At 71.3% G+C, this 13336-nt stretch carries 1 protein-coding gene; it reads left to right on the top strand.

The genetic code is table 11. The features are described 5' to 3' along the window. Positions 1-7 precede the first annotated feature (7 nt). The gene (locus LG396_RS38025) at positions 8-13288 is read left to right on the top strand and encodes a type I polyketide synthase (RefSeq protein ID WP_308190164.1); all 13281 of its coding nucleotides are present in this window, start codon (positions 8-10) and stop codon (positions 13286-13288) included. The last annotated feature ends 48 nt before the right edge of the window (positions 13289-13336 follow it).

Below are 13336 nucleotides of genomic sequence, written 5' to 3'. Positions count from 1 at the left end.
TCGCCGGGTGGACCTGCCCACCTACGCCTTCCAACGCGAACACTACTGGCTGAGCCCCGCCCCGGGCTTCGTGGCCGGGGACGTGCGTGGGCTGGGGCAGAGCTCCGCAGACCACCCGTTGCTGGGTGCCGCAGTGGGGATGGCGGCCAGCGACGAGTGGCTGATGACGGGGCGGCTGTCGTTGTCCACGCATCCCTGGCTGGCCGATCACGCGGTACGTGGGATCACCCTCGCTCCGGGTGCCGCTCTGGTGGAGATCCTCATCCGGGCGGGAGATGAGGTCGGATGCTCGCTGGTCGAAGAAATGACCACCCAGGCCCCGCTGGTGCTCTCCGGGCACGACGGCGTGCAGATCCAGGTACGGGTCGGCGCGGTCGACGCCGACGGGCGCCGCCAGGCCACGATTCATTCGCGCGAGGACGACGGTGACGCCGACCGGCCATGGACCTGTCACGCAGCCGCAACCCTCAGCCCCGTGGGTGCGGCGGCCGGCGACTGGCCCGCCGAAGAGTGGGACGCCGTCGCATGGCCTCCGGTGGGCGCCGAACCGATGCCCCTCGACGACTTCTACGAGCGGCTGACCGAGGCCGAGTACCACTACGGCCCTGCGTTCCAGGGCCTGCGAGCCGCATGGAAAGCCCAAGACGGCGCGTTGTTCGCAGAGGTCGCCCTGCCCGAGGCACAGCACGAGGATGCCACCCGCTTCGGAATCCATCCCGCCCTGCTCGATGCGACGATCCACGTCGGCGCACTCGACGATATCGAGAGCGATACACGCGAGCTCTGGCTCCCCTTCGCCTATCGGGGCGTCCGTCTACTGGCCACAGGAGCGACGACGCTGCGCGTCCGGATAACCGGGTCCGCACGGGAGGGCATGCGGATCCAGACGGCTGACAGCACCGGTCAGCCGGTCTTCGTCATCGACTCGCTCGACTCGCGGCAGGTTGAGGACACAGGACTTCCGACCACGCCGCGGGCGGTGGAGGACTCGCTACTCGCCCTGGAATGGATGGAACTCCCCCTTGACGGCCGCCCCAGGACCGTGCCTGGCACCTGGGCCGTGGTCGGTCCGGAGCAGGCTCCCGCCAATGACCTGCTGGCTGCCCTTGCCGCACTCGACGACGTCCAAGGCCACGCCTTCGCGGACCTGGACACGCTTGGCGGCGCCATGGAGGACGAGACCACCGCAGTTCCCGACGTCGTTTTGTGGATCGCCTCACCCCTCCCGGGACCGATCACGGCCGGGGATGTCCATGCCACCGTCAACGAGGTCCTGACGGTCGTCCAGACATGGCTGGGCGACCGGCGGACCGCCTCCTCCCGACTCGTCGTCCTGACCCGCGGCGCCGTCGCGACGAGTGCCGACCAGGAAGTCAATGACCTCGGGCACGCCGCGGCACTCGGCATGCTGCGCACGGCCCAGGCCGAGAACCCCGACCGCATCACGCTGATCGACCTGGACCCCGCCGAGTCGGATTACGCTCTGCTGCCGCAGATGATCGCCGCCGTCGCCGACACAGGTGAGCCACAGGTCGCGATCCGCGAGGCCACACCGCTCGTGCCCCGGCTGGGCCACGCGAACACCCATCTGGTGCCCGCCAAGGGAGTGCGGGCATGGCGACTGGAGAACGCGGGAGACCGCGGCTCGTTCGACGACCTCGCCCTTGTGCACGCCCCCAGGTCGGAGCGACGCCTCGACGAGGGACTCATCCGCGTGGCGGTGCGCGCCGCGGGCATCAACTTCCACGACGTCTTCATCGCCCTCGGGCTCTATCCGGGGGAGGCGATGCTCGACGGCATGGGCGGCGACATCGCCGGCGTCGTCACCGAGGTCGGCCCCGGGGTGGCGAACCTGGCCGTCGGCGACCACGTCATGGGCCTGGGCGAGGGCGGCTTTGCGCGGCAGGCCGTGACGCACCACAAGATGGTCGTGAAGATCCCCGACGGCTGGTCGTTCGAACGCGCGGCGTCCATCACCACGGTGTTCGTCGCCACCTACTACGGCCTCCGGGACGTCGCCGGGCTCCGCGCCGGTCAGTCCGTACTCGTCCACGCCGCCGCCGGCGGGATGGGCATGGCGGCAACCCAGCTCGCACAGCACTTCGGAGCGACCGTCTATGCCACGGCCAGCACGCCCAAGTGGGAGACGGTGCGGGCCAATGGGGTCGCGCCTGAACGCATCAGCTCATCCCGTGACCTGGACTTCGAAGAAATGTTCATGGAAGCCACGGGCGGTGCGGGCGTTGATGTCGTCCTCAATTGCCTGACGGGAGAGTTCGCCGACGCCTCACTTCGGATGTTGCCCCGTGGCGGGCACTTCCTCGAAATGGGCAAGGCCGACATGCGCGAGCCGGATCAAGTGGGGCGCGACCACCCCGGCGTGCGCTACCGGCTGTTCGATCTCTTCGACGCGGGCCTCGCCCGGCTCGGCGAAATCCTCGCGGACGTCGTTGACCTGATCGAGCGAGGCGAAGTGGTGCCTCCGCCGGTACAGGTCTGGGACGTGCGGCGCGCGGGTGAGGCGTTCGGTTTCATGAAGCAGGCCCGGCACACCGGCAAGATCGTGCTGCGGATTCCGCCGGAGGTGGACCCCGACGGGACGGTGCTGGTCACCGGAGGGACGGGCACCCTGGGAGCCTTGGTCGCCCGCCACCTGGTGACCGAGTACGGAGTGGGCAGGCTGGTGCTGGCCAGCCGCCAGGGCCCGAACGCCCCGGGTGCCGGGGAACTGAGCCAGGAGCTGGAGCAACTCGGTGCCCGGGTGGTGGTCGCGGCATGCGATGTCGCCGACCGGGACCAACTGGCCCGGCTGCTGGGAGAGATCCCGCCGGAGCATCCCCTGACAGGCGTTGTACACACCGCGGGGGTCCTGGACGACGGGCTGATCGAGGACCTGACCCCGGAGCGCGTCAGCGCTGTGCTACGGGCCAAGGTCGACGCTGCCTGGCACCTACACGAACTGACCCAGGAGATGCACCTGGGCATGTTTGCGATGTTCTCCTCCGCCGCAGGCGTACTGGGCGGCCCCGGGCAGGGCAACTATGCTGCCGCGAACGCGTTCCTCGACGCCCTCGCCCAGCACCGCCGTACCCAGGGTCTGGCCGCCACTTCCCTGGCCTGGGGCATGTGGGAGCGCACCAGCGGCCTGACCGGGAAGCTCGACGAGAGCGACCGGGTCCGCGTCGGCAGGGCCGGCATGGTCCCCATGCCGGCGGAATACGCCCTGGACTTGTTCGACACCGCCTGCCTTGCCCACGAGCCGTTCCTCGCCCCCATCCGCGTAGACCTCGGCCGGCTCCGCAGCCAGGCCGAAGCCGGAACGCTGCTGCCGCCTCTGCGGGGCCTGGTGCGCGGCTCGACCCGGCGCGTGGTGGGAGCCGAAGGACGAAGCGAGGGCGCGTCACTCGCACGGGCCCTGGCCTCCCTGCCCGAGGAGAAGCGGCACGAAACAGTCCTGGACCTGGTGCGGACCCACATCGTGGCCGTTCTCGGGCACTCGTCCCCCAGCCTGATCGACGCCGGACGTGCCTTCCAGGACCTCGGCTTCGACTCCCTGACCGCGGTGGAGCTCCGCAACCGCCTCAACTCGGCCACCGGGCTGCGGCTGCCCGCCACCCTCATCTTCGACTACCCCACCCCTGCCGCCTTGGCGCAGTACGTCTGCTCGGAGGCGATGGGGGATCAGGAGGTGCTCTTCGGCGCCGCGACCGGCTCCGCCTCGGACGAGCCGATCGTCATCGTCGGCATGGCATGCCGCTACCCGGGTGGCAGCGACAGCCCCGAGAAGCTGTGGCAACTGGTCGCCGAGGGCCGCGACGCGGTCGTGGAGTTCCCGCTCAACCGCGGCTGGGACGTCGAAGGAACCTACGACCCGGACCCGGAGGCGGGCGGCAAGATCTACACGCGCCACGGCGGGTTCCTCTACGAGGCCGGTGAGTTCGACGCGGCGATGTTCGGCATCAGCCCGCGCGAGGCGCTGGCGATGGATCCGCAGCAGCGGCTGCTGCTGGAGACCGCCTGGGAGAGCATGGAACGGGCGCACATCGTTCCGGCGGATCTCAAGGGCAGCCGGACCGGTGTCTTCATCGGGGCATCCTCTCCCGGCTACGGCGTCGGCACCGAGGTCGTCGGTGGGTTCCAGATGACCGGCACCACCAGCGCGGTGACTTCCGGCCGCCTGGCCTACACCTTCGGCCTTGAGGGGCCGGCGATGACCATCGACACCGCGTGCTCGTCGTCATTGGTGGCGCTGCATCTGGCCGTGCAAGCGCTACGCAACGACGAGTGTTCGATGGCGCTGGTCGGCGGCACGTTGGTGATGGGCAGCATCGAGGGTTTCGTGGAGTTCTGCTGGCAGCGTGCGCTGTCGCCGGACGGCCGCTCCAAGGCGTTCTCAGCCGCCGCCGATGGGTTCGCCGTCGGTGAAGGCGCAGGTGTACTGCTGGTGGAACGGCTGTCGGACGCGGTGCGCAACGGTCACGAGGTGCTCGCAGTGGTGCGCGGCTCTGCCGTGAACCAGGACGGCGCGTCGAACGGCCTGGCCGCGCCGAACGGTCCCGCCCAGCGGAAGGTGATTCGCCAGGCGTTGGCGAACGCGCGCCTGTCGCCGGCCGAGGTCGACGCCGTGGAGGCACACGGCACGGGGACGTCTCTGGGCGATCCGATCGAGGCACAGGCGTTGCTGGCGGCGTACGGCCAGGAACGTGAGGAGAACCGGCCGCTGTGGCTGGGCTCCATCAAGTCCAACATCGGGCACGTGGGCACCGGAGCGGGCATCGCGAGCGTGATCAAGATGGTGATGGCGATGCGCCATGGCCTCCTTCCCAAGACGCTGCATGTCCAGGAGCCGTCGCCACGGATCGACTGGTCGTCGGGCGCGGTGGAACTGCTGAGGGAGCCGGTCGCCTGGGCGAAGAACGGGCACCCGCGCAGGGCCGGCGTATCCGGATTCGGCATCAGCGGCACCAACGCGCACGTGATCCTGGAGGAGCCTCCGGAGCCGGCGTCGCCACGTGAGACGCCCGCGGCGCCCGATGAATCCGTGTCCCCGCACGGCGGCCTGGTACCGCTGGTGGTGTCGGCACGATCCTCCGAAGCACTGGCGGACCAGGCGGCGCGGCTGCGGCAATTCCTTACCAGCGGTGCCGGCGCCGACGCGCCGCTGGTGGACGTGGGATGGTCGCTGGCAACGACACGGGCCGCGCTGGAGCACCGCGCGGTGGTGGTGGCCGCCGACCTCCAACAGGCAGTGGCGGGGCTCGACGCGGTGGCGGCCGGGCGCGGCGCGCCCGGCGTGGTCGCCGGGGCGCAGACCCCGGGCCGGGTGGCCATGGTCTTCCCGGGCCAGGGCTCCCAGTGGCTCGGAATGGCCCGCGAACTGCTCGCCCGCAGCGAGGTCTTCGCGCAGGCCATCGCGGCCTGTGACAAGGAACTGGTGCTCTACGCGGACTGGTCGCTGACACATCTCCTGCGCGAGGGCGACGAGAGGCAGCTGGCACGGGTGGACGTGATCCAGCCGGTGCTGTTCGGCGTGATGGTCGCGCTGGCCCGGCTGTGGGAGTCGGTGGGCGTTCGCCCAGACGTCGTGGTGGGCCACTCCCAGGGCGAGATAGCCGCCGCCCACATCGCCGGCGGGCTGTCGCTCGCCGACGCCGTCCGCGTCGTCGCCCTGCGGTCCAAGGCCCTGGTCGGACTGGCGGGCCGGGGCGCGATGGCGCAGGTCGCGATGGGCGAGGAGGAGGCGGCACGGCTGGTGACGCCGTGGGAGGGCCGGGTCGGGGTGGCCGCGGCCAACGGGCCGGCCTCGACCGTGGTCTCCGGCGAGACCACGGCGGTGGAGGAACTCCTGGCGCGCTGTGAGGCCGACGGGGTCTGGGCGCGCCGTATCGACGTCGACTACGCCTCCCACGGCCCCCAGGTCGAGGAGATCCGCGACGAACTGCTGCAAGCCCTGTCCGGCATCACCCCGGTGTCCTCACGGGTGGCGTTCTACTCCACTGTGACGGGCGAGGTGACCGACACCGCGACGCTGGACGCCGCGTACTGGGTGCGGAACCTGCGTGAGCCGGTGCGGTTCGCTCCGGTGATCGCGGCGCTGGCACAAGCGGGCACGGGGGTGTTCATTGAGGTCAGTCCTCATCCTGTGCTCACCGGCGGCATCACCGACACCCTCCAGGCCGCCGGCGAACTCACTGCAACAGCCGCCGTCGTCGAGACGTTGCGTCGCGACGACGGCGGTATGGCGCGGTTCCTGGCCGGCGTCGCCGAGGCTCACGTGCACGGCGTGAGCCTGGACTGGGAAGCGGTATTCGGCGGCGTCCAGCCCCGCCGTGTCGACCTGCCCACCTACGCGTTCCAGCATGAGTGGTACTGGCTCAAGCCCCTCGCGGACGCCCCTGGGGACGGGCAGGCCACCCCAGCCGACGCGACCTTCTGGGAGGCCGTCGAGGGCGAGGACGTGGCGTCCCTCGCCGCGACCCTGAACCTGCGTGATGAACAGATCCAGTCCTCGCTGAGCGAGGTCGTCCCTGCCCTCTCCTCCTGGTGGCGGCAGCGTCGCGAACAGTCGGCCATCGACTCCTGGCGATACCGCATCACCTGGAAACCCATCCCCCCCGCGGCGTCGACGCCCTCGCCATCCGGCACCTGGGTGATCGTCGTCCCCGAGCACGGCGCCGACGACACCCTTGTCACCGGCTGCGCTCACGCGCTGAGCGAGACCGGAGCCACCGTCGCGCAGGTCCGCACGGACACCACAGCCTCCCTCACCGACCTCGCTGGCCTGCTGAGTGAGGCGGCCCCCGGCGGTGTCGCCGGCGTGGTCTCCCTGCTGGGCCTCGACGAGCGACGGCACCCCGATTGCGGTGGCCTCTCCCGCGGCGTCCTGGGCACAGTCACGCTGATCCAGGCAGTCAGCGACACCGAGGCTGCCGGTCCTCTATGGTGCCTGACCCGCGGAGCGGTCCAGGTGCCCGGTACCGGCGACAGCGTCCCGAGCACGGAACAGGCCCAAGTCTGGGCTCTGGGACGAGTCGCGGCCCTGGAGCACTTCCGCCTCTGGGGCGGCCTTGTCGACCTGCCGGCCGACCCCGACGAACGATCCTGGCGTCACGTGGTCACGCTGCTGGCCGACCGAGATCAAGAAGAGGACCAAGTCGCCGTCCGTGCCCAGGGCGTCATGGGCCGGCGGATGGAGCGCGCCCCCCTCAACGACACCGCCCCGGCACGGCACTGGCACCCCACCGGCACCGTCCTGATCACCGGCGGCACGGGCGCGATCGGCGGCCGCCTGGCCCGATGGGCCGCCGACGCGGGTGCCGAGCACCTCCTCCTGCTCAGCCGCCGAGGCGAGGACGCCCCCGGGACCGCCGAACTGCGCGCCGACGTGGAGGCCCAGGGCGCCCGGCTCACCATCGCCGCCTGCGACGTCACCGATGCCACCGCGTGCGCCGAGGCCGTCGAACGGGCCACCGCCGACCACCCGCCGGTCCGCACCGTCATCCACGCGGCGGGGACTATCAGGCCCGCCTTCCTCTCCGGGCTGACAGCAGCCGACCTCTACGAGAACGCACACGCCAAGGTCGTGGGCGCCGAGGTGCTCGACACGTTGTTCGGCGGCGATGACGACCGTGGCGGGGAGGAACTGGATGCATTCGTCCTGTTCTCCTCCAACGCCGGTGTGTGGGGTAACGGAGGCCATGGCGCCTACGCCGCAGCCAACGCCCATCTCGACGCCCTGGCCTTGCGGCGCCGGGCCCGGGGCCTGACCGCGACCTCGATCGCCTGGGGCGCCTGGGACGCCGGCGGCATGCTGGAAGCCGACGACTCCGAGGAGAACCTGCGCCGTCGTGGGGTGCTGGCGATGCCCTCCGGGCTCGCCCTCGCCGCGCTCCGCCAGTCCCTCGACCATGACGAGACCGTGCTCGCGCTCGCCGACATCGACTGGGAGCTCTTCGCCCCCAGCTTCACCTCCGTGCGCCCCAGCCCGTTGCTGGCCGAGCTCCCCGAGGTCCGCCGCATCACCGAATCCGGTGACCAGACGGGGCCGGCGAGCACCGCTTCGACCTCCGCACTCGCCGAGCGGCTGTCGGAACTCTCGGAGGGTGCACAACACCGGCTGCTGCTCGACCTGGTCAGGTCGCAGGTCGCCGAGGTCCTCGGCCACCAGTCCGCCGACACCGTGAGCGCCGACCGTGCCTTCAGGGACCTCGGCTTCGACTCGCTGACCGCGGTGCAACTGCGCAACGGACTCACCACCGCCACCGGGCTGCGCCTGCCCGCCACCCTCGTCTTCGACTACCCCACGCCGCTGGCGCTGGCGCGGTACCTGGCCGCAGAGGTCCTCGACAGCCCGGCGTCCGGCGGTGCCACCGCCGCAGGAACCGGTGCCTCCGCCACCGATGAGCCAGTCGCGATCGTCGGCATGGCATGCCACTACCCGGGTGGCGTCAGGTCACCGGAAGAGCTGTGGCAACTGGTCTGCGACGGCACCGACGCCATCGGGGGTTTCCCCACCGACCGCGGCTGGGACCTGGCGGGGCTCTACGACCCCGACCCGGAGCGCGCCGGCACCAGCAACGTCCGGCACGGCGGATTCCTTCGGGACGTCGCCGATTTCGACGCCGACTTCTTCGGCATCAGCCCGCGCGAAGCACTGGCGATGGACCCCCAGCAGCGGCTGATGCTCGAAACGTCCTGGGAGGCGCTGGAACGCGCGGGCATCTCACCGCCTTCTCTGGCCGGCACCATGACGGGGGTCTTCGTCGGCGCGCTGACCTCGGACTACTTCACGCGCCTTGAGCGGCTGCCCGAGGAACTCGAAGGCTACATGGGGACTGGAATGGCCGGCAGCGTCGTCTCCGGCCGCGTCGCCTACTCCCTTGGTCTCGAAGGCCCCGCCGTCACCATCGACACCGCCTGTTCGTCCTCGCTCGTGGCGCTCCACACCGCGGCCCAGGGACTGCGCAACGGCGAGTGCTCACTTGCCCTGGCCGGCGGCGTCACGGTGATGTCGAGCCCCGCCGGGTTCGTGGAGTTCTCCCGGCAAGGGGTGCTCTCCGTCGACGGGCGGTGCAAGGCGTTCTCGGCCGCCGCGGACGGCTTCGGCGCATCCGAAGGCGTCGGCGTACTGGTACTTGAACGCCTCACGGACGCCGTCCGCAACGGCCACGACGTGCTTGCGGTCATCCGCGGCAGCGCCGTGAACCAGGACGGTGCCTCCAACGGGCTGTCCGCGCCGAACGGGCCCTCCCAGCAACGGGTGATCCGGAAGGCGCTGGCCAATGCCCGCCTTACACCGGACGAAGTCGACGCCGTCGAAGCCCACGGCACGGGCACCTCGCTGGGTGACCCGATCGAAGCGCAGGCGCTGCTGGCGACGTACGGCCAGGACCGCGACGACGACCGGCCGCTGTGGCTGGGCTCCATCAAGTCGAACATCGGGCACACCGCGGCCGCCGCCGGTGTCGCCGGCATCATCAAGATGGTCATGGCGATGCGCCACGGCCTGCTTCCCAGGACCCTGCACGCCGAGGAACCCTCCGGGCACATCGACTGGTCGGCCGGCGCCGTCCGGTTGCTGAACGAGCCGGCCGAGTGGAAGCCGAACGGTCACCCCCGGCGCGCCGGAGTCTCCTCCTTCGGCATCAGCGGCACGAACGCCCACGTGATCGTGGAGCAGGCACTTGACCACGAGACGTCGGCGCCCGCCTCCCCCCGCGACGACACAGTCTTCGGAGCGGTTCCGCTGACACTGTCGGGCCGGTCACGCGAGGCCCTGGCGGGGCAGGCTGCGCGGCTGCGGGACTTCCTGCGCAGCAGCGCCGGCGCCGCGGTTGCGCTGCCCGACGTGGGCTGGTCGCTGGCGACCACGCGCGCGAACCTGGAGCACCGCGGCGTGGTGCTGGCCCGCTCCCGCGAGGAGGCGCTCACCGGGCTGGGGGCGCTGGCCTCGGGCGACACGGCTGCCCACGCCCTCGCCGGGATGGCCGCGTCCGGAGGTGACCGGAGGGTGGCGATGATCTTCCCCGGCCAGGGCTCGCAGTGGGCGGGCATGGCCAGGGAACTCCTCGACGCCAGCCCGGTGTTCGCGGAAGCGATCGCCGCCTGCGAGGACGTCCTGACGCCTCATGTGGACTGGTCCTTGACCGAAGTCCTGCGTGAGGGCGGCGAGGAGCCCCTGCGACGGGTGGACGTGGTCCAGCCGGTGCTGTTCGCGGTGATGGTCGCGCTGGCCAGGCTCTGGGAGTCGGTGGGCGTTCGTCCGGACGCGGTGGTGGGGCACTCCCAGGGGGAGATCGCAGCGGCGCACATCGCGGGGGCCCTGTCGCTGGAGGACGCCGCCCGGGTGGTGGCCCTGCGCAGCCGGGCACTGGTCGAACTGGCCGGCCAAGGCGCCATGGCCTCCGTCGCCCTCAGCCGCGACGACACCCAGGCCATCCTGGACGCCGGTGACGGGGGCCTGTGCGTCGCGGCGGTCAACGGCCCGGTGTCCACCGTCGTCTCCGGGACACCGGACGCGGTGAACGAGCTGCTTGACCGCCTCGCGGGCGACGGAGTGTGGGCGCGCCTGGTACCCGTGGACTACGCCTCCCACGGTGTTCAGGTCGAGCGGCTGCGTGAGCGGCTGAGGGAAGACCTCGCCGGGATCTCGCCCGCGACGGGTGAGGTGACGTTCTTCTCCACCGTCACCGGGACCGAGGTCGACACGGCGACGCTCGACGCCGACTACTGGTACCGCAACCTTCGGCACACCGTGGAGTTCCAGCCCGTCGTCGAGGCGCTGGCCGCCCAGGGCTTCGGTGCCTTCATCGAGGCGAGCCCGCACCCCGTGCTCACCGCCGCCGTTCAGGACACTCTCAGCAACGGGCCGAGCGCGGTGGTCGGCACCCTGCGGCGTGACGACGGTGGCCCGGACCGGTTCCTCGCGAGCCTCGCCGAGGCCCACGCCAACGGCGTCGCCGCCGACTGGGAAAAGGTCTTCGCCGGCGCCCCTCACCACCGGCTGGAGCTGCCCACGTACGCGTTTCAGCGCCAGCGCTACTGGCTGGAGGAGCCCGCCACCCGGGCGGCCGCGACCGACCTTGAGTCGGCGGAGTTCTGGCAGGCGGTGGAGAGCGGCGACCTGGAATCGCTGGCGGCAACCCTTGAGCTGAACGGCGATCTCGGCACCCACACCTCACTCGGCGCCATCGTCCCGGCCCTCTCCGCCTGGCGCAGGCGACGCAGAGAACGGACCACCCTCGACTCCTGGCGTTACCACGTCTCGTGGGAGCCGGTACGGGCCGGCAGCGCCGCTCCCGGCCTGCCGGGCACCTGGCTTCTGGTGGCACCCCAGGACGGCGCGGAGGAGGACTTGGTCTCCGGTGCCGCCCGCGTCCTGGCGGAGGCCGGCGCCGATGTCGTCACACTCCGCAGCGCCCAGCCCGAGGCGCGCGGCGACCTCGCCGCCGCGATCACCGAGGCTCTCGCCACGCACGGGGACGGCACCTCGGCACCGGTCGGCGTGCTCTCCCTGCTCGGCCTCGACCGACGCGCTCGCCCCGAAAGCCCGGCCGTCTCGCGCGGGCTGACCGCCACCACGGCCCTGCTCCAAGGGCTTCTCGACGCCGGTATCGAGGCACCGCTGTGGGCGCTCACCCGCGGAGCTGTGACCGTGGACGACACGGACCCCGCCCCCGACGCCACGCAGGCCGGGATCTGGGGCCTGGGACGGGTGGCGGCCCTCGAGCACCCGCGGCTGTGGGGCGGCCTTATCGACCTGCCCCGGGGCACGGAAGACCAACAGGACCACGGCGACGAGGACGAATGGGCGATCGCCACGGCGACGGCCCTGCTGCCGGCCGCGCTGACCGCCGCCGACGAGGACCAAGTGGCGCTGCGTGCCCACGGCCTGTTCGCACGGCGCATGACGCGCGCACCGCTGGGCCAGGCCAGGCCTGCCCGCCCCTGGCAGCCGCACGGGACGACGCTGATCACCGGCGGCACCGGTGCCCTGGGCGGCGAGGCCGCCCGCTGGGCCGCGGAACAGGGAGCAGAACACCTCGTCCTGATCAGTCCCGATGGCCCTGCTGCCCACGGTGCCGCCGATCTGGAGGCGGACCTCGAATCCCTGGGTGCCGAGGTCACGGTCGTGGCCTGCGACCCCACCGACAAGCAGGCGCTGGCCGCTCTTGTCGGCCGCCTGCGGCTGGAGGGCAGGGCGATTCGCGGCGTGATCCATACGGAGACCGGCATCGAACTCAGCTCCGTGGCCGGGGCCGATCCCGCCCACCTCGGTACCAACGCACACCTCAAGGTCCAGGGCGCCCGTAACCTCGACGAACTGTTCGACGACAACACCCTCGACGCGTTCGTGCTCTTCTCCTCCGTCGCTGCTCTCTGGGGCAGCGCCGACCACGCAGGATTCGCTGCGGCCAACGCGCAGCTTGAGGCGTTGGCAGAAGGACGCAGGCGGCGCGGGCTGGTGGCCTCCGCGATCGCCTGGGGCATGTGGGAAATCTCCGCGGGGGACGGCGGTGACGACGCTTCCGACGTCGCCGCCGCGCTGGGCCGCCAGGGCCTCCCGCTGCTCGCCCCCCGCCAGGCACTCCCGGCCATACGCGAAGCGATCGAGCACGGGGAGACCGTCCTGGCGATCGCCGACGTCGACTGGACGCGCTTCGTCCCGGTCTTCACCGCCACGCGCCCCAGCGCCCTCATCGGCGGGGTGCCCGAGGCACGCGCAGCCGCCCAGGCCGACGCCGCGGAGGCGCAGGAGGCCGACCTCGCCGCCCGGGCTGCCCTTGTCGAGCGCCTGGCAGGCATGGCCGACAGCGAGGCCGACCAACTTCTGCAAGATCTCGTGTGCGGCAACGTGGCCAGCGTGCTCGGACACGGGTCGGCGGGAGCCGTCGACCCCGAACGCGCCTTCAGCGAGGTCGGTTTCACCTCGCTCACCTCGGTCGAATTGCGTAACCGCCTCAGCACCGCCACCGGGCTGCGGCTGCCGGCCACCCTTGTCTTCGACTATCCGACGCCCATGGCCATCGCCGACTACCTGAAACAGGAAATTGCACCCGGCGACGCTGCAGACCTGCCGATCCTCGGAGAACTGGACAAACTCCAGTCGGCGCTCTCGCGGATATCGGCCACCAGCACCCGCGACGCCATCACCTCCCGATTGGAGGCCATCCTCACGGACTGGCGCCAGAACGGACCTGCACCCGGCGAAGCCGACGTTGCGAACGCGATTCAGACGGCGACAGCCGAGGAAGTCATCGACTTCATTGACAGCGAGCTCGGCCTGTGAAGTGCGGCCAGCGATCGGACGACCACCCGGGGATGGCGAACGTCAGAT

It is taken from the genome of Streptomyces aculeolatus (genome assembly GCF_020400605.1).
Taxonomy (GTDB): Bacteria; Actinomycetota; Actinomycetes; order Streptomycetales; family Streptomycetaceae; genus Streptomyces; species Streptomyces aculeolatus.
The sequence above is the reverse complement of the archived record's forward strand: the minus strand, read 5'-3'. Positions and strand labels throughout refer to the sequence as shown.